20 protein-coding genes are annotated in these 17,657 nt (G+C 55.9%); 6 read left to right on the top strand and 14 right to left on the bottom strand.

Annotated elements, in window-relative coordinates:
- Nucleotides 1–62: 62 nt before the first annotated feature.
- Both E3E28_RS09845 and E3E28_RS09840 read left to right on the top strand, forming a co-directional pair.
- Nucleotides 63–1,343 carry a phenylacetate--CoA ligase family protein gene (locus E3E28_RS09845; RefSeq protein ID WP_167914934.1) on the top strand — a complete coding sequence of 427 codons (1,281 nt, stop codon included), beginning with the start codon at nucleotides 63–65 and terminating at the stop codon, nucleotides 1,341–1,343.
- A gap of 79 nt (nucleotides 1,344–1,422) precedes the next feature.
- Complete coding sequence (locus E3E28_RS09840; protein WP_167915410.1) at nucleotides 1,423–2,670, top strand: HD domain-containing protein; 1,248 nt, start codon at nucleotides 1,423–1,425, stop codon at nucleotides 2,668–2,670.
- On the opposite strand, the gene E3E28_RS09835 is transcribed toward E3E28_RS09840, so the two are convergent.
- On the bottom strand, nucleotides 2,663–3,619 hold the full coding sequence (locus tag E3E28_RS09835; RefSeq protein ID WP_167914933.1) for a transcriptional regulator: 957 nt from the start codon (nucleotides 3,617–3,619) through the stop codon (nucleotides 2,663–2,665). The genes E3E28_RS09840 and E3E28_RS09835 overlap by 8 nt on opposite strands.
- A 46-nt stretch (nucleotides 3,620–3,665) precedes the next feature.
- On the opposite strand from E3E28_RS09835, the gene E3E28_RS09830 reads away from it, so the two are divergent.
- Entirely contained in the window at nucleotides 3,666–4,199 is a 534-nt protein-coding gene (locus E3E28_RS09830) for a GNAT family N-acetyltransferase (protein ID WP_167914932.1), read from the top strand.
- Nucleotides 4,200–4,209: 10 nt separating this feature from the next.
- On the opposite strand, the gene E3E28_RS09825 is transcribed toward E3E28_RS09830, so the two are convergent.
- From E3E28_RS09825 to glyA, 8 genes are all read right to left on the bottom strand, one after another.
- On the bottom strand, nucleotides 4,210–4,860 hold the full coding sequence (locus tag E3E28_RS09825) for a peroxiredoxin (RefSeq protein WP_167914931.1): 651 nt from the start codon (nucleotides 4,858–4,860) through the stop codon (nucleotides 4,210–4,212).
- Between the two features lie 213 nt (nucleotides 4,861–5,073).
- Nucleotides 5,074–6,993, bottom strand: a complete 1,920-nt coding sequence (locus E3E28_RS09820; protein ID WP_167915409.1) for a molybdopterin-dependent oxidoreductase — start codon at nucleotides 6,991–6,993, stop codon at nucleotides 5,074–5,076.
- 5 nt (nucleotides 6,994–6,998) lie between these two features.
- Nucleotides 6,999–7,565 carry a hypothetical protein gene (locus tag E3E28_RS09815; protein ID WP_167914930.1) on the bottom strand — a complete coding sequence of 189 codons (567 nt, stop codon included), beginning with the start codon at nucleotides 7,563–7,565 and terminating at the stop codon, nucleotides 6,999–7,001.
- 30 nt (nucleotides 7,566–7,595) lie between these two features.
- Nucleotides 7,596–8,345, bottom strand: a complete 750-nt coding sequence (locus E3E28_RS09810) for a DNA polymerase sliding clamp (protein ID WP_042689803.1) — start codon at nucleotides 8,343–8,345, stop codon at nucleotides 7,596–7,598.
- 2 nt (nucleotides 8,346–8,347) lie between these two features.
- Nucleotides 8,348–8,509, bottom strand: a complete 162-nt coding sequence (locus tag E3E28_RS09805; protein ID WP_167914929.1) for a hypothetical protein — start codon at nucleotides 8,507–8,509, stop codon at nucleotides 8,348–8,350.
- Nucleotides 8,506–8,838, bottom strand: a complete 333-nt coding sequence (locus tag E3E28_RS09800; protein ID WP_099210765.1) for a transcription factor S — start codon at nucleotides 8,836–8,838, stop codon at nucleotides 8,506–8,508. The genes E3E28_RS09805 and E3E28_RS09800 overlap by 4 nt, the downstream gene beginning before the upstream one ends.
- A 94-nt stretch (nucleotides 8,839–8,932) precedes the next feature.
- Nucleotides 8,933–9,367: an immunoglobulin-like domain-containing protein gene (locus E3E28_RS09795; RefSeq protein WP_167914928.1), complete on the bottom strand. Its 435-nt coding sequence runs from the start codon at nucleotides 9,365–9,367 to the stop codon at nucleotides 8,933–8,935.
- A gap of 279 nt (nucleotides 9,368–9,646) precedes the next feature.
- Nucleotides 9,647–10,930: a serine hydroxymethyltransferase gene (gene glyA, locus E3E28_RS09790; RefSeq protein WP_167914927.1), complete on the bottom strand. Its 1,284-nt coding sequence runs from the start codon at nucleotides 10,928–10,930 to the stop codon at nucleotides 9,647–9,649.
- 123 nt (nucleotides 10,931–11,053) lie between these two features.
- Between glyA and rlmD the strand changes: the two genes are divergently transcribed.
- Nucleotides 11,054–12,316: a 23S rRNA (uracil(1939)-C(5))-methyltransferase RlmD gene (gene rlmD / locus E3E28_RS09785; RefSeq protein WP_167914926.1), complete on the top strand. Its 1,263-nt coding sequence runs from the start codon at nucleotides 11,054–11,056 to the stop codon at nucleotides 12,314–12,316.
- Between the two features lie 41 nt (nucleotides 12,317–12,357).
- Nucleotides 12,358–13,146 (top strand): hypothetical protein, encoded by a 789-nt coding sequence (locus E3E28_RS09780; RefSeq protein ID WP_167914925.1) that lies wholly within the window; start codon nucleotides 12,358–12,360, stop codon nucleotides 13,144–13,146.
- A 239-nt stretch (nucleotides 13,147–13,385) separates the two neighbouring features.
- Here the strand turns inward: E3E28_RS09780 and infB are convergent, their stop codons facing one another.
- The gene (gene infB, locus E3E28_RS09775) at nucleotides 13,386–15,188 is read right to left on the bottom strand and encodes a translation initiation factor IF-2 (protein ID WP_240921751.1); all 1,803 of its coding nucleotides are present in this window, start codon (nucleotides 15,186–15,188) and stop codon (nucleotides 13,386–13,388) included.
- A gap of 85 nt (nucleotides 15,189–15,273) precedes the next feature.
- Between infB and E3E28_RS09770 the strand changes: the two genes are divergently transcribed.
- Nucleotides 15,274–16,140 (top strand): hypothetical protein, encoded by an 867-nt coding sequence (locus E3E28_RS09770; protein WP_167914924.1) that lies wholly within the window; start codon nucleotides 15,274–15,276, stop codon nucleotides 16,138–16,140.
- A gap of 4 nt (nucleotides 16,141–16,144) precedes the next feature.
- Here the strand turns inward: E3E28_RS09770 and ndk are convergent, their stop codons facing one another.
- The 4 genes from ndk to rpl7ae form a co-directional block, all read right to left on the bottom strand.
- The gene (ndk, locus tag E3E28_RS09765; RefSeq protein WP_167915407.1) at nucleotides 16,145–16,669 is read right to left on the bottom strand and encodes a nucleoside-diphosphate kinase; all 525 of its coding nucleotides are present in this window, start codon (nucleotides 16,667–16,669) and stop codon (nucleotides 16,145–16,147) included.
- Between the two features lie 95 nt (nucleotides 16,670–16,764).
- Complete coding sequence (locus E3E28_RS09760; protein WP_015859485.1) at nucleotides 16,765–16,971, bottom strand: 50S ribosomal protein L24e; 207 nt, start codon at nucleotides 16,969–16,971, stop codon at nucleotides 16,765–16,767.
- A gap of 2 nt (nucleotides 16,972–16,973) precedes the next feature.
- Nucleotides 16,974–17,186: a 30S ribosomal protein S28e gene (locus E3E28_RS09755; protein WP_011250261.1), complete on the bottom strand. Its 213-nt coding sequence runs from the start codon at nucleotides 17,184–17,186 to the stop codon at nucleotides 16,974–16,976.
- Between the two features lie 67 nt (nucleotides 17,187–17,253).
- Nucleotides 17,254–17,625, bottom strand: coding sequence for a 50S ribosomal protein L7Ae (rpl7ae, locus tag E3E28_RS09750; RefSeq protein WP_042689830.1), 372 nt, complete (start codon nucleotides 17,623–17,625; stop codon nucleotides 17,254–17,256).
- Nucleotides 17,626–17,657: the final 32 nt, after the last annotated feature.

The raw sequence follows: 17,657 nt of genomic DNA, 5'->3' as shown, positions 1-17,657 counted from the left end.
TAGTTGCATCCCCGGACCCATAGGGTTAAATAAACCAACGCCTAAGGTTGATGGGTGACGCCATGCCCACCGTTATATATCGTAAAACCCTACTGGATGGGTTTAAATACACCCTGAGCAAGGCCGTGGAAACGACTCCGTTCTGGAAAGAGAAATTCGAGGGTCTTGACCTGGAAGGGATTTCTCCGGAAACCCTCGGTGAGCTAACGGCCAGGGTAACAATCAAGCCCCACGACCTTTACGAGAGGTCCCGTGTCTGGCCGGACTACATACGGGAGGGCCGTCTCTTCCATGCGGTTATGAGGACCAGCGGAACGACCGGCCAGCCGAAGAGGGTGCCCTTCACTCCTGACGACAAGAGACGAACCGCACGCCAGATGGCACCCTGGGTCAACGAGTACTTCGAGAAGGGCGAACGGGTCGCTTCATTCTTCCCGCCACTGCCTTCTTCATCGGGCAACTTCGCGCTGAGCGGGCTTGAAGGCAACAACGCAGGGGTTGCGTACTTCCAGGTACCGATTACCTACCTCCAGAACAGGGAACTCCTTCTCAAGGAGCTCGAGGACATAAAGCCAACCTCGATATGGGCCCTAACTGCCACAGCCTACAACCTCGGCCTCATCCTGCCGGAGAAGCTCAGAGAGGACGTTAAAACGATAGTCGTCGGCGGTGAGACGCTAACACCAGAGCTGGCCAAGGCCACCCTTGAACTGTTCCCGAACGCCGTCGTCATAGACAACTTCGGCTCGACGGAGGACGACGTTACCGGCTTCAGGATAGTTACAAAGAAAGGCACAACGCCGTTCCACTTCGGTGAGTCCGTAATAGTCCTCGAAGATACAGGCGACGAGGATTATCCAGAATACAAGAGGCTCTACATCACAAAGGTCATGCGCGAGGGTGAGCTGACGGGATTACCTCTCTTCAACTACGACATCGGCGATTTGGCGAGGCTCGAAAACGGCGAAGTCGTCAGCATAATCCGCGTTAAGGACGTCGTCGTTCTCTCCGGGGCAAAGCTCCACATAGACCAGGTAATGGAGATAGTCTACGGCCATCCCGAGCTCAAGGACTTCGTGATACTCTATCATCCGCTCTCGCCGGACAATCCGAGGCCCAGGGTGGTCGTAAGGGTTGCCTACGAGGGTGAAAAACCGGCCGGAATCGAGGACGAGGTGAGGGAGCTCATCTACGAGGCCAACAATCCGGTTCGCTACGAGGTCGAGGAAGCGAAGAGCTCGGAGCTCATAATCGAGGCAGTCCCGCTGGAAAAGCTCCGCGAGGGCCTCACAGTCAGGCCTGGGAAGACCAAGAGAATATACGTCGCCGGAAAGGACTTCTGATTTTCTTCCTTTTAATCCTCTTGTCATAATGCCGAAAAGTTATTTAAGGCCCTTCTCAGATTTCCAGCCGGTGGTGGGAATGGCAAAAGCGAAGATTATCCACGACGGAATCCACGGTAGCATGGAGGTCACGGGGGTAATCCTCGAACTCGTCAAAACGCCCGAGTTCCAGAGGCTCAGGCACATAAGACAACTCGGTCTGGCATACCTCGTCTACCCCGGTGCCAATCATTCACGCTTCGAGCACTCCCTCGGAACGTGGCACATTGCGAAGCGCCTCTCCGACGAGGTCGGGCTCGACGAGGACGAAAGCCTGCTCCTCCAGGTCGGCGCTCTGCTTCACGACATTGGGCACGGGCCCCTAAGCCACACCTTCGAGGGAATCTACCGCCATTACGTGAAGGAGCGCGACCACATGCGCCTCGGCCAGGACATTATAACGGGACGGATAAACATAACCGGCGACGAGGACGGCGGAAAGATTCCGGAGATACTGGAAAGCCACGGAATTGAGCCGAGGGAAGTTGCCGACCTAATCCTCGGCAGGGCGAAGAAGCCTTACCTCGGCCAGATGCTTCATGGCGGGGTTGACGTTGACCAGCTCGACTACCTCATCAGGGACGCCCACTACACCGGCGTCGCGCACGGAATAATAGACCTTGAGAGGCTCCTCAAGGTGCTCGAAATCCACGATGACGAGCTCGTCGTCGACGAGAAGGGTGTTGAAGCCGTCGAGGGAATGATGGTGGCGCGCTCGCTGATGTATTCGCGCGTTTACTTCCACCACACGGTGAAGATAGCCGAGGGAATGCTGACAAGAGCCCTGGAGTTCGCTCTTGAAGAGGACCACCTCTGGGACTTCTGGAAGATGACCGACTGCAGGGTTTTAGTTGAACTCGAGGATTTAGAAGGCCTCCCGGCGGAGCTCACGAGGCGCGTTCTTTACCGGAAGCTCTACAAGGCCGCGGTTCTCACGAGCGCGGAGGAGCTCAGCCAGGAGGAAAAGAGAGAGCTGTTGTCGGCTTACAGAAACGTCAAGAGGAGACAGGAGCTTGAGAGGGCCCTGGCGGAGGCCGTTGGTGCAAGCGAGGGCGAGGTAATCCTTGAGTTCAGCATAGCAGACCTGATGCTCAGCGAGCCGAGGCTGAAAGAGACCGGAATAAAGGTGCTCCTTGAAAACGGCGAGGTTCAGCCCCTCTCGAAGGTAACTCCCCTGGCGAACGCCCTCAAGAGGCGTCAGACTCCGAGGTGGGCCGTTCTCATAGCCTCGCCGGAGAAGTACGTCGGAAAGCTCCGCGAGAGCTGGAGAAAGGTGCTCTTCAGCTGAAGAGCTTCGCCTTTATCTCCTTTTTGAGCTCCTCAATCATCTCTATGAGCTCGTCGGCGTCCTTAACTTCCCTGAGGCTCTCCTTCGGGATTATGGGGACCTCCTTGACGACCTCGGTCTTGGTCTTCTCAAGGATGAACACGCCGTCGGAGTTGATTATCCGGCCAACCTCGGCCACCATCTCGGCCCTCTTCACCGTCGAGCGGGTCTTCCTCTCGTCTATCCCCGTCAGGATTCTGAACTCGTCGCCCTTTGAAACCGCGTTGAACGGGGCCTTCTTAACCTTCACAAGACCGAGGCCAAGACGCTTCAGCCTTTCGAAGACCTCCTTTTCGAGGGGGCTTTCGGGCTTAACGTCGAGCTTCGCCTCGACCCTCGCGTTCAGAACGTCAATCGGCTCTGCCAAAGCCTCGTCGAAGAGTTCCTCAAGCCTAATCGCCACCTCAAGGGAAACGGCCTGCTCACCGCGCTCGTAGTTGAGGAGGGTCTTCCTCGAAACCCCGAGGAGCTGTGCCAGCTCGTTGACCGAGTAACCGTGCCTCTCGCGAAGCTCCCTAAGGAGTTCGCCGTTTATCCGGACGTAGAGCCCACCGCGCTCCGCGAAGATGGCGGGTAGCTCGTTGTTTGTGAGGACGTCGTAGAGCGTTTCCGGTCTCAAAGCGTAGATTCCGAAGCGCTCGTAAACAACTCCCTCCTCAAGCTCCGCGTTCTTTGAGCGGAGGCCCACTATAAGCGGGGAGGCGTTGAAGAACTTCGCGAGCCTCTTCAAATCCTCTGCCTGCTCCTCGGTAACGGTGTCTATGTTCACGACGACCTTGAGGAAGAGAAGAACCACTAACCGGCTCGCTACTATGTCAAAGCAGGAACCCCTAAACTCGAGGCGGGCCGTTTTGTAGCCCGCGCTCCTGAGTATCGCCTCAACGGTTTTGATGAGTTTCTCCCTCTCCATCGGGTTTAAATACTCATAACCGCTTAATAAAGTTAAGGTGCGCCCGATGAGGCCGGTCGTTCTCAAAGGCAACCTCGTTTCGCTCGCCGTTCCGCTGAGGGACGACGTAAGGAAAGCGTGGCTCTGGTTCAACGACAGGAGCGTGAGGCTCTTCTTAACGGCCCCAGAAGAAGTCTTCTTCTTTGAGGACGAGATAGAGTGGTACGAGCGGATTAGAAAGGCAAAGGAGCGCGAGAAGGTCTTTTCGATAGTAGAGAACTCAACCTCTTCCCTCGTCGGTTTCATAGGACTCCACAGGATAGACCACCGCGACGGAAGGGCGGAGCTCGGTTACTTCCTCGGAAGGGAGCACTGGGGAAGAGGTTACGGAAGCGAGGCGGTGAAGTTGGCCCTCGATTACGCCTTCAACTGGCTCAACCTCAGGAAAGTCTACGCGAGGGTTTACGAGCCGAACGTTGCCTCGATAAAAGTCCTTGAGAAAAACGGCTTTGAACTCGTCGGGAGACTGAGAAAACACCACCACGTTCCGGGCTACGGCTTCGTGGACGAGCTGATTTTCGAGAGGTTTAGAGAAGAATAAGGAAAGAAGCTCACTCGAGCTTCTTGTAGCAGAACCACCAGTCATAGCACTCGATTTCGCCCTTGGCCTTGGCCTCTTCCCTGGCCTTCTTCTCCTCGATGGTGCTGGCCGGCGGGATGATGACCTTGTCGCCGATGAGCTCGTTCTCGGGCCACTTGTGCGGAAGGGCAACTCCCTTCTCGTCGCTGACCTTGAGAGCCTTGACGAGCCTGAGTATCTCATCCCAGTCCCTGCCGACCTCGGCCGGGTAGTAGACGATGGCCCTTATGACGCCCTTGTCGTCGACGATGAAGACGGCCCTGGCGGTTATCGTTGCTCCGCTCGGAATCATGCCGAGCTTGTCGGCGAGCTCACCGCGGTCGTCGGCTATGACCGGGAACTCAATCTCGACGCCGAGGTTCTCCTTAATCCACTCCATCCACTTGATGTGGCTGAAGACCTGGTCAACGCTAAGCCCTATCGGCTCGACGCCGAGCTCCCTGAACTCCTCGAGCCTCTTCTGCATGGCGTAGAACTCGGTCGTACAGACCGGGGTGAAGTCGGCCGGGTGGCTGAAGAGTATGAACCACTTGCCCTTCTCGGCGAAGTAGTCCGGGAGCTTTATCACTCCGTGGGTGGTCTTGACCTCAACCTCTGGGAACTTTTCTCCTATGACGACCATTTTTCATCACCTCTTCTTTTTGTGTGTCGTCTTCACTATAAACCTCATAGGTTCGAATATATAAGTCTTTCGGTTCGTTTTCGGGAGAAATCTTGGAGAAAAAACAATGGCCCTTAAAAGCCATCGGGGAGGAGTACAGTTATGCCCATCTTTGATTGACATTGTGTAAAATAACCCAAACTCCTGTTGTCAAGAATCAGTGAACAAAAATGTTTATTTGCCGTTAGTCTTTCTAACCTCGACCCACGTTGAATGGTACGCCGAGCCGTTCCCATAATCCTTGACCGTCTCATCAGTCGTCAGGAAGTTGGCATTCCAGCCGAGGAGCCTGACCCAGAAGGCCTTGTAGAGCAGTACAACCCCTCTCGGAACGTCGTCGCTAAGCTTCGCGACCGTCCTTACTTTTCCGCGGTCGTTGAAGACCTCGACCGTCTCGCTGTCCCGGATTCCCCGCTTACCGGCGTCCGCAGGGTTTATGTATAGACTGGGGTCAACCATTCCATAGGTGTTGTGATACTGGCTCGTTATCGTCATTCTGTAGGTTGGCGTGAGCAGGCGGAGCAGGTACTTTCCTTCAAACTTCCTGTATTCAGGAAACGGGCCTAAGCCCCTCTCAACGGCCCTCCGCGAGAAGAACTCGATTTTTCCGCTCGGTGTCTTCCATTTCCTCGGCTTTTCCGGAATTTTGACGAAGCCCTTCGCCTTCAGCTCCTCCCAGCTCAGCCCGTTGAGTTCGAGGACCTTTCGAATTACCTCCTCGTCGCTCTCGTAGAGGTGGGGATTCTCTATCCCGAGGGCCTTCGCGAGAAGCCTCGTCACCTCGCTGTTGCTCTTGCCGTACAGCCTCGCGACCGGCTCGTTCAGAGCAACGTAGCGGTGGTAGTAGGAATCCGCTATGTCAAGCCTCTCGAAGAAAGTGTTTGCCGGCAAAACGACGTCCGAGTAGAGGGCCGTGTCGGTGAGAAAGATGTCGTGCGTAACGACGAAGACGTCGCTCTCGCTTAGGGCTTTTCTCAGCCTGTTCTGGTTCGGAAGGCTCGCGAGGGGGTTGGAGTTGTAGACGTAGAGGAACTTAATCTCGCCCCGCTCGATGTACTCCGCCAGCTTCATCTGGGGGATTCTCTTTGCCGGCTTCGTCCTCAGGAAGGCGCCTTCGGCGTAGAACTTGTCTATCGTTTTCATGTCGTAGATGAAGCCAAAGTGGTGGCCGACGAGGGCGGGAAGGATTGCTATCGCCCTCACCGCCTCCCCGCCAGCAAGGGAGCGTTGGAAGCCGTAGCCGATGTGGATTACCCCCCTCTTTTCGGCGAACTCCCGCGCGAAGGTCTCTATCTCCTCGACGCTCAGCCCGGTTTCGTTGCTTACATAATCGAGCGATAGTGTTTTTACATAATTCTTGAATTCTTCAAAGCCGTAAACGTTCTCGCGGACGAAGGCCCTATCGTAGAGCCCCTCCTCGATGATGAGCTTCGCAACTCCCAAAGCTAAAAGAACGTCCGTGTCAGGCTTCACCTGAAAGAACCTGTCGCTTCTCCTGGCAGTTTCTGTCCTGACGACGTCAACCGTCCAGATTTCAAGGTTATATCTTTCAGCGAGGGCGAAGCCGTGAAGGTTCGTCCAGAAGGCGTTGATGCCCCAGTAGACGATTAACCGCTGGTTTTTAAGCTCCTCGGGGTCGAGACCGACGGCGGTTCCGTAGACGTCCTTAAGTGCCTCCTGCCCGGCCCTGTCGCAGATTCCGTAGTCGAGCACGGCGGTGTTGAGGTAGTGGAAGAGCCTCAGCGGGAAAGCGTAGTTCACAACTCCCCTGTCGCCGGCGTACTGGTAAACGAGAACGCTCTCGCTCCCGTGCTTCTCGATGGTCTCCTTAAGCTTATTCGCCACGAGGCCTATTGCCTCTTCCCAGCTCGCTTCTCTGAAGGGACCGCTCCCCCTCTCGCCGGTTCGGATTAGCGGGTTCTTTAGCCTGTCCTCCGAGTGGAACCACTTCGGAAGCAGAGCGCCCTTGGGGCAGAGAAAGCCGGCCGTTATCGGGTGCTCCGGATTGCCCCTAACCCTGAGCCTTCCATCCTTGAGCTCGCTCACCATCGAGCAGGTGTCGTAGCAGTCCCGCATGCAGACGGAGAAGGGCATGGCAATCACGGGGAAATCTTGACCTTGAAGGCAACGTCCCTCTCGACGAGAACCCTGCCTATCTCCTCGGGCAGAACCGCCATGTCCCAGGCCTTGAAGGGTCCGTACTCCCTCAAGTCGGGCCCGAGAATCGCTGGAAGCTCGGCGGTGACGATGTAGGCTTCCCGCAGTGGCCGTTTAGTTGGTGTTTCAGCTTCGCCCGGCTCGGGTTCGACCTCCGGAAGCTCCTCCCCGACTTCAGGAAGCTCCTCGCGCTCGACGAAGGCCCTGAGAATCCTGAAAATCCTCCTCTCCTCGTCGGTCATCTCCGCTATGGTCCCCTCGACGGCGAGGTCAACAATCTTGTGGAGGCGGAGCTTGATTATCTCCTTCATCAGCTCCTCCGCTATCTTGAGCTGAGCTAAGTAGAGTCTCTCCTCGACGCTTTCTCCCCTCTCGCGGGAGCTCTCGGCGCTCAGCTTGAGGGCCTTGATTAGGCTGTCGAACTCCCTGTAAAAGTCGTCGTCTAACTCCGTCAGTTCGACGCTGGAAAGCTCCCCCTCAAGCAGTTCCCTGAGCTTGACGATGTCCATGCCACCACCTCGGAGAAAAGGAAAGGGGAATCACTCCTCGACGCGTGGGGCGAGGAGGAACACGAGCCTTCCTTCGTCCCTAATCATGTACTCCATCTGGAGGGGCATCTCGTTGCCGAAGCGGAGGATTACCTCGTCGGCCTTGCCGATGCCCTTTATCATGTCGCTGAGGTAGCTGATTCCGTAGGCGCTCTTGGTTTCCTCCTCGACCTCAAGGTCAAGCAAGCCCTCATCCTCAAGGGTGAGCTTAATCTCGACCTCGTTGGTCTCTCCCTCGGCCTTCATGACGAACTCGCTCTCGGTGGCGATGAACTTTATGGCGTCGCTGACGAGGGAGGCATCTTTAACGGCCTCCTTGAGGACCTCGCCGAGGACGACAACCTTGGCCGTGAACGGGAGCTCCGGAAGGTCGAGCTCAAGCTCCTCAACGTCTATGAGCGGAAGGCGGAACGTTCTCTTTGCCGTTCCCTCGAAGGTTATCTCAAGGAAGTTCTCGTCGCCCTTTCTGAGGATGAGGGTGTCCTTGGCCTTTCCGCGCTTGAGTATCTTCTTGAACTGGTCCATGTTGATTCCAACGGTTTCGGGCTCCTCGACCTCGTACTTGGAGAATATGCTCTCCGGGAGGTTTAAGTCAATCAGAACGACCCTGCTCGGGTCCATCGCGCGCATGCTTATGCCTTCCTCGGTGAACTTGAAGGCGGCCTCATCTATCAGGTTGCTCGCTGTCGCGATAAGGTCTGCAAACTCCTTGGCACCGTCAAAAACGACCTCGAACGGCATCTTCATCCCTCCAGTATTTTAAGCATGAGCCTAACCCTTTCTTTTCCGCGGAATAAATAAGCTTTTCCGTTGTCGGTATCGGGAACCCTGCGGTAGGCTTCCTCAAGCTCCTTCAGGGCCTTCCTCGCGAGCCTGACGAGGGTTTCGCGCTCGAGCTCGTTCACTCGTAGGCCCTCCATACGTAGCCACACTTGGTGCACTTGTAGAATATCGTGCTCGGCTCGTCACCGGCCCGCGTCTGCATCTCCCACCAGTAGGCCGTGTCGTTACCGCACTTGGGGCAGGTGACCTTGGTGGTCGGCAGGGTCTTGACGTCCTGCTCGATGACGACTATCTCCTCGTCGGGCTTGTGCTCGACCTTCTGCGTTATTCTGGTTTTAGCCCTGTCCTTCTCCTCGTCGAAGGGCTCCTCGTAGCCACAGACGCGACAGACCCAGACCTTCTTCTTCCGGTCCGGGAGCATGAGGTTACCGCACTTCGGACAGAACTTCATGACCATCCCTCCAGCCGGGGGTTGGGTATGTGGATGGAGAATAAAAAGTTTTGCCAGAAACGCTGAAAGACAAAAACAGAAAATTAAGATAGCATCAACCCTCGATGTAGAACTCGGCGCTCACGCTAAAGGTTCTGGTTGGCGTTGAGACTTTCTTTTCAATCTTGTAGTGGCCTGGCGAAAGTTTCAGCTGGGAGAGGCTGACCTTCTGAGTCCAGCTCTTTCCCGGTTCAAGCTGAACAACCGACTGGATGAACATGAGGTCAACGTTTACCTTGACCCATTCCCCGTTCTCCTCGCGATAGAGCTCGAAGGGATAGCCAACGGTAACGGTCTCATTGCCGTTGTTGGTTACTGTTATGACCATCGTATCCGTCGGTGAGTAGCGTTCCCTGTCGAGGGAGATGGTAACGGGGGCCTTTTCATCGGGGGAGGCCTTGGCCGAGCCGTTGGAACCAATGAGGAAATAACCCGCCACCAATCCGACGATTATTAAAACCACAAAGACTGCCCTCTTCACGAACACCACCTGAAGAAACTAACCTTTTGAGTAATTAACGCTTTCGTTCACTTCAACGTGATTTGAAGGGGTTTGATTTTAACTGTGATTTGAGCCCCTTATTCGAACCCCTGATTTTACGCGCACGGTTACGGTGCCTGGCGGGGGTGCGCGGTGAATGAAGGCCAGGCACCGCTGGAAACGCCTCGAGAAGGGAGCTTATAACTTTTTCTTCAAGAAAATCCGAAGCCACTGGAGAATCCTTGGAAGTAAACCAAAGTAAGAATGGAAAAGCTGGAGGGAGCCCAATCACTCCCTGAGTGGCAGGCCGTGGTCGAAGGAGTAGTAGACCTTCTGGAACTCGGCGCGGAAGCCATAGACGTCGCGCCTGACCTTGGCCGGGTCCTCCTTGTCGATGAGGACGCGCCTGATGAAGTGAGCAATCTCCTTCATGTCGTCCTCGAACATTCCAACGCGGGTCATCTCCTGGACGCCTATACGCAGACCGCTCGGCTCGTTGACCTTCTCAAGCGGGTCCCAGGGCAGGAGGTTCTTGTTGAGGATTATGCCGGCCTCCTCGAGGAGCGGTGCCGCCCAGCCTCCGGCAGCGGGGTGGAGGTCGCTGACGTCAACGATGACCTGGTGGCTCTCGGTGTAGCCCTTGTCCTCGCCGATGACCTTGAAGCCCTCCTCCGCCAAAGCCTCGGCCAGAGCTTTCGCGTTCTTGACGACCTGGGCCGCGTACTTCTCACCGTACTCGAGCATCTCGGCCGCGGTGAGGGTCTTTCCGGCCATGTGGTGGAGGTGGTGGTTGCTAAGGACTCCTGGGAAAATCGCCCACTGGAGTTTGGCTATCTCCTCGGTCTCGCCGAAGCGCTTGTAAATTATGACACCGCCCTGGGGTCCGGGGAACGTCTTGTGGGTCGAGGCGGTGATTATGTCGGCACCCTCGCGGAGCGGGTCCTGGAACTGCTTTCCTGCGATGAGTCCGAGGACGTGGGCGCCGTCGTACATGACGTAGGCACCGACCTCTTTAGCTACGGGCGCGAGCTCCTTGACCGGGTGCGGGAACGGGAAGAGTGAGCCACCGAAGACGACTATCTTGGGCTCGAGCTCCCTGATGAGCTTCTCGGCTTTGTCAACGTCAATGTTGAACTCCTCGTTGTCGAAGGGCCAGGTGTGAACTTCTAATCCTCTCATTCCAGCCGCTCCGAAGGGCATGTGGCTTATGTGGCCACCGTGGCTGGTGTGGAGAACTATCGCCTTGTCGCCCGGCTGGGTGAGGCCGAAGAAGACCGCCTGGTTGGCGTTTGTTCCGGAAATCGGCCTGAGGTCGGCAAAATCGCTCCCGAAGAGCTTAGTGAAGAGCTCGACGCCGATGAGCTCGACTTCATCGACGTACTTACAGCCCTGATAGTACCTCTGCTTCGGCCAGCCCTCGGCGTACTTGTGCATGAAACCGCTCGCGACGGCCCTTGTAACGGTTGGAGAAGTCACGTTTTCGCTCGCTATGAGGTTTATCGTGTGGGCCCTCCAGTTCTCGTGGTCCTCAATAAACTCCAAAACCTTATCGCGGTATTCGCGGTAGCTCATCGTGGACACCTCGGTTGTGCTTCGAACGACGGGGATATAAACCTTACCACACCTGTTCACACGTGCAGAGTTGTGCATTATCGGCTTCGAAGGATTCTTAAGCGGGACACTCAAGCGAAGAACATGCCCTCTGGAAGAATCCGCGGACTCAGTGACGACGGCCTCGGGGTTCTTCAAGCCGGGAACAAAACCGTTTACGTCCCCTTCGCTTACCCCGGCGACATGGTTGGGGTTAAATCAACGAGAAGGCGCTTCGGCAGGTTAATCGCGAGGGACTTCGAGCTTCTTGAGCCTTCCCCTCTGAGGGTTCTTCCGAGGTGCCGACACTTCGAGAAGTGCGGTGGCTGTCTCTGGCAGGGATTAAAATACAGGGCCCAGCTCGAACTCAAGGCTGAACTCTTCGAGCGAATCACCGGAATAAGGGCCGAGATTAAGGGCTCGCCCAAAATCTGGGGATTTCGCAACGTGAGCAACTTCATCGTGACGACGAGTGGCGTTGGCCTCAAGGAGTACGGAAACCCCTTCGGCGTTGTGGGCCTTTCGGAGTGCCCGGTATTCTCGAAGAGAACCCCCGAATACCTGCGCGCCCTCCGCGATTTTCTGGCAGAAACGAAGCTTAGGCCGTGGAGTCTGAAGCGGAAAACCGGCGACGTTCACTACCTCCAGGTCAGGGAGGGCAAGTTCACTGGAGAGGTCATGGTGAACCTCATAGCCCATCGCAGTCCCGCTGAAGAAACGGCCGAAGCTTTTAGGGACTACTTCTCCTTCGCGGACTCGCTCTACTGGAGTCTAAAGGCTGACGACAGAGACGACCCGCGCGGGGAGCCGGAGCTCGTCGATGGAAACCCATTCATACGGGAGAGAATCGGCGACGTAACGTATCTCATTCACCCCAACAGCTTCTTCCAGACGAACAGCTACGCCCTTGAGCTTCTCCTCAGGGCCGTTGAGGACTTCACCGACGGCGAGAGGGTTCTCGACCTCTACTCGGGCGTCGGCACCTTCGGGGTCTGGCTGGCCAAGAGAGGCTTTGCCGTCGAGGGAATCGAGGTTAACCCCTTCGCGGTTGAGATGGCCAACAGAAACGCCGAGCTGAACGGAGTAAATGCCAAATTCCGCGTTGGGAGGGCTGAGGAGACCACGATAGGTGACTACGACACCGTGATAGTGGACCCACCGCGGAGGGGCCTGAGGGAAGCTGGAGAACTCCTCGTGAGGAGCGGGGTTGAGCGGGTCGTTTACGTCTCCTGCAATCCAAAGGCGTTCAGGCTCGACTACGAGAACCACCTGCGGAAGGCTTACCGCGTGGAGGAAGCGGTTCTTGTGGATATGTTCCCTCACACGCCCCACGTCGAGGCGACAATCAAGCTCACCCGGAGACGTTAGGTTTTTTAAGTCCCTTTTTGTACTAACGTCGGTGGGATTATATGATTTTGGGCAGAAAGAAAAAGTTAAAATTCATAAACGGAATCCATCACGGGAATCACCTCGACACCATCTGCGCCTCCCAGAGAAAGGGGTTGAATCTTATCGAGGATGCCGTTCTCGGGAAGTACCCGACCAGGAGCGTCGAGTTCGAAAAGAAAAAGTCCCTCGGAACGAAAAGGCTTGCCTACGAGGTTGTGGACGTTTCTCTTGCAGATGGACTTTCCATAAGAGTCGTGACGCGTGACATGGAACCCGTTACGGCGTTTCCTGCCCTTGAAGGTGTGGAAGTTGGGGTAGAGATTAAAGAAGTCCTTGAGTGGAAAAAGTGGCCCGAAGCTAACGTCTCTGGGGTGGTTCTGAACGAATATTCCCCCGAGGTTACATTCTATGCAACCGACTACATGGAGAAAAAGGAAACATACTTGACCTCTGAGAATCTCAACGTTAAGCTGGCCTTTCTCGCATACACCGGGACGGCGGAGGGACTTCAGAGGGAAACTACAAAACTGCCCGACGGCAAGGATGTCATCGTTGACCTTAACGAGGCGGAAATCCTCCTTCCAGCAAAGATAAGCCTTCAGGGGGCTTTTATAGATGACTACATCATGACTGCCCACGTGCTTGAACTCGGGGAGGTCTCGACGCCCTGTGGCGACGGCTACGTAATGCTCCTCAGCAACGAGCCCCTCGGGAAGATTAGGGCGTTCGTCCTAAAGGAGAACCTGGCGGGGAAAATCAAGAACGGTTCAAGCTTGACGCTTGTAGGCTGGCTTCAGGGCCGGCTTTAACATTCTTTCGATTTTAATCGAAGTCATATATTGTTCTTTCCTTGTAGAACATCGTGACATAACTGTAGTTCTTGTATATCACAATCTTGACCTTATGGACAGTAAAGCCCCACTTGTTGTCGAGCTTTTCCCCTCAACCTGGAAATCAGTTCTCCCACAGAGAGGGCACTTAAGCCGTCTGCCCTTCATCATGTTCACCACGAATGATAGGAAAGAAGAATATATAAAGTCTGTCAGAATCAAACCGCCCTCCAGAAGGGGTCCTGCTTTGCCTTTACCTTCGCAATCATCTTGAGGGCCCTCAGGTCGCTCTCGTCGAGCTCGTTCCTGAGCTGTTTGAGGAGCACTATGACGTCGTTCTTGGTGAGGTCAACGTAGAGGGTCTCACCGGGGTGAATGTGCCTGCCAACTATCGCCCCCTCGATGGCAACGGCCACGGCGTCCCCCTTCCTGGCCTCCTGGACGAAGTCGTTCTTGTTCTTGATGGACTTGATGACGCCGACTTTCTCGCCCGTTTCCTTAATGAGGGCCACTCCCGGCCTTATCCTGCCCTCGAGGACCTCGACGCCGACTATTGCCGGCTTGCTCCTCCTGAAGACGTAGCGTTCGTCCGGGTAGAGCTTGATGACGCCCGGGAAGGTGACGTTCTTGAGGAGCTCGCGCTTTTTCTTCTCTTCCTCGGCCTTCACCCAGGCCTCGTAGTCCTCTATGAGCTTGTAGATGATGTTCCCGACGAAAATCGGCACTCCCTTGGCCTTCGCGACCTCCTCCGCGTCCTCGTTAACCTTGACGTTGAAGCCGAGAACCACTCCGTACTTCGGCCCCTCCTCGCGGACGCTCAAGGCTTCCATAACGTCGGTCTTGCTGATGTTCCCAACGTCGGCCTTCCTTATCGGAATGCCCTTCTCCTGGAGCTCCTTGCTCAAAGCTTCGAGGCTTCCGAGGGTGTCGGCCTTGACGATGACGCCTATTTTACCGGTGCTTATGACGACGCTCTGTATCTGGTTCAGGATTTCCTGCTTGGCCCTCTCTACTTCCTCCTCGCTCCTCGCGGCTATTACCGGTGAACCGGCCAGGGCCTCTTCGAGACCCGGTGCGGCTATCTTCACACCCGCCGCGGCTGTTACCTCGTCAACCTGGTCGAAGCGGAAGCGCGGGTCGCGAATTTCATCAAGGGGCTTGGGCTTAAGGAGCGCGCGGATTTTCGTAACTATCGCCTTGTCCTTTCCGCCGACGACGATTGTGTCGTCCTTCCTCAGCGTTCCGTCGTAGATGATGACGTCTATCGTTGTTCCAAGGCCCAGCTCCTCCCTGACCTCAAGAATCGTTCCGCGCGCCGGTCCCTCGACCTCTATCTTGAGCTTCTCCTCCAGATACTTCTGGCTGAGACCCGCGATGAGAACGAGCAGTTCAGGAACGCCTATGCCGTATTTGGCCGAAATCGGGACTATCGCCAGCTCCCTGGTAAAGTCCTGAACGCGGTCGAAGCGGTTCGCCTGGAAGCCGAGCTCGTAGAACTTGCCGATGAGCTCCCAGAGCTTGGTTTCGAGCTCCTGAACGGCCCTCTGGTCCTGCTTCTTGATGTTGACCAAAAACGGCTCGTCCTCCTCAACCACCCAGCCCTTGATTCTGTCTATCTTGTTGGCGGCGACTATGAAGGGCGTCCTGTAGCGCTTCAGTATCTCGATGCTCTCTATCGTCTGGGGCTGGAAGCCCTCGTTGATGTCAACAACGAGAACGGCCAAGTCCGCTAAGCTTCCTCCCCTCGCGCGCAGGCTCGTGAAGGCTTCGTGGCCGGGTGTATCGATGAAGAGCAGGCCCGGAAGCTTTATCTCGCCCTTCCAGAGCTTTATGAGCGGTCCGGCGAGCTGTTTGACGACGTCAATCGGAACCTCCGTCGCTCCGATGTGCTGGGTTATTCCGCCCGCTTCCTTGCCGGCGACGTTCGTCCGCCTAATCCTGTCCAGGAGCGTCGTCTTTCCATGGTCAACGTGACCGAGAACCGCTATGATGGGCTGTCTAATTCTCTTTGCCATCTTCATCACCTGAGCATAACTCATGGCTGGCCTTTTAAAGGGTTCGGGGCAAGGATTAAAAAGGCTGGTGGTAACTTCTGCCGGTGGTGAAATGATAGCGCTCACACTCGGTCTGATTGTTGGCCTTGGGACGGCCCTCGTACTCGGGAAGCTCAAGGACCGGAAGTCGGAGCTGGCGGTGTCTTTCCTACTCCCCCTTCTGACCTACGAGATGGCGAACGGCATCTACGGCGGATTCGGCGATTACGTCTACTTCTCAACTCCCCTCGGCGATTTCACAACCTCTGAATTCATCGGACTTCAGACGTTCCTTGCGTGGCTGATTATGCTCGTTTACGTTCGGATTAGGGGTAGGGGTGCCTTTGAAATTGATGAGTTCCCCAGCCTTTTCGCGTTTTTCTGGGCAATAACTGCCTTCGGACTCGGGCTCTCCGCGAGTGCATGGCCCGCCTTGGCCCTCCCAGGGCTGATAATCTACGCGCTCCTCGCATGGAGGGGCTGGAAGAATCCCTTCTGGATTCTCAACGCGCGCCCCTGCTCCGGTGAGCTTGAGGAGCTCTCCAGAAAGCTCGGACTCGGTTGTCTAACTGACGAGAAAAGCTACGGCGTTTACAATTTCGAGGGAACTCTCCTCGTTGGGGGTCGGCTTAGGGAGTTTCCCCGCTGGAAAAAGTTAATCGAATGTGTTGCCAAAGTTCGCGAGCCCGGGCGAAATGTCAATCTCTTCCTCCACGCAATATACCTCTCGGCAGTCCCCATAGGAGTCCTGCTGGGGAGGGGTATCACTACGATGCTGCCCCTGCTAATTCTACTCCTGCTCTCCTATTACACCACTCTGAAGCTGTCGGTTTCGCTGACGAGAAGGGCCCTGAGGGGTGAGTGCAGGGCTATTGCAAAGGAATACGCCGAGTTCTTCAAGGAGAAGAAGAGAAAACGGCGGGGATTTATCGTGGACTAACGCTTCACCTCTCAAGGCAGTCTATCGTGTCAAGGTACTCCTTCCTTGCCCTCGCGTGGGTGTGGTAGAACCAGTCCGCCGCCTTACAGTAGCTGTAGAGCTCCTCTGGCTTGAAGTAGAGGCTTATCTCCCTTTCGGCGCTCTCGGGGCTGTCGGAGGCGTGGATAACGTTGTATATCGCATCGCCAACGTCGAGGCCGTAGTCGCCCCTTATGCTCCCCGGCTCCGCATCCTTCGGGTCGGTCGCACCGGCCATCTTCCTGACGACGCTTATGGCGTATCTGCCTTCAACGACCATCACGACGCTCGGGGCCTTGGTGATGTAGTCTATCAGGGCGTTGAAGAAGGGTTTCCCTTTGTGTTCCTCGTAGTGCTTCTCAGCGAGCTTGCGGTCAATCCATATCATCTTCATTCCAACTATCTTGAGGCCCCTCTTTTCAAAACGGCTTATGATTTCGCCCATGAGGCCCCTGACAACGGCGTCCGGCTTCAGAATAACGAGGGTTCTCTCTATCTGCTTGTCGGCCATCGGCAACACCGCTTATAGAATGGGGCGCGCGGTTAATAGGTTTTTTGGAGTCCTGGCAGAAACGTCAAAGTTGGAAATGAGTGAAAAGAAAGAAATCACTTCCTCCTCTTGGCCCTCTGAAGGCGAGCCTCCTGGAAGGCCTTGGTCCACTTGAGCTTCCTCGGGTTCCTGCCCATGAAGTAGAGCTTCTCGCACTTGCTGGAGCAGAAGAAGAGCACTCTGCCGTCGTTCCTGACGAACATCTTGCCCGTTCCCGGCTCGAACTCCCTTCCACAGTAGGAGCAGACGTTCCAGCGGGCCATTTTCAACGCCTCCTCCTGATTTCTCTCGCCTCACGCTCGGTCTCCCTGAGGATGACTATGTCGCCGACGCGAACGGGACCCTTAACGTTCCTCCTGATGACGCGACCCTTGTCGCGCCCCTCGAGGATTCTGACCTTGACCTGGGTAACGCCACCGGTGACGCCGGTTCTTCCAACGATTTCGATAACCTCGGCGGGGTAGCCTTCGTCGCTCATACCTCACACCTCGTAAAGACTCGCGGGATGAACCTTAAACCTTTCGTGATAAGGAAGGAAAAGGAGCTCACTTCATGAGCTCCCTAACCTTCGTGGCAATCTCCTCAACGAGCTCGCGGGCCTTGCCGGGCTCGATGATGGCGACGCTCGCGGCCGGAACCTCGATTCCAGCGGCGGCGCCGAGTTCCTTCTTGCTCGGAACGTAGATGTACGGAATCTCCTTCTCCTCACAGAGTGGCGGAAGGTGGGCAACTATCTCCTCGGGGTCAACGTCCTCGGCAATTATAACGAGCTTGGCCTGGCCCCTCTCGACGGCCTTGGTGGTCTCGTTGGTACCCTTCCTTATCCTTCCGGTGTCCCTGGCTATCTCAACGGCCTCAAGGGCCTTCTCGGCAAGCTCCTGGGGAACCTCAAACTTCACGTAGCTCGGCTTCGCCATCTTTCATCCCTCCGAAACCTCATCGTTCATCC

It is taken from the genome of Thermococcus sp. 21S9, from assembly GCF_012027635.1.
In the GTDB taxonomy this organism is placed as follows: domain Archaea; phylum Methanobacteriota_B; class Thermococci; order Thermococcales; family Thermococcaceae; genus Thermococcus.
This window is presented reverse-complemented; position numbering and strand designations above follow the sequence as displayed.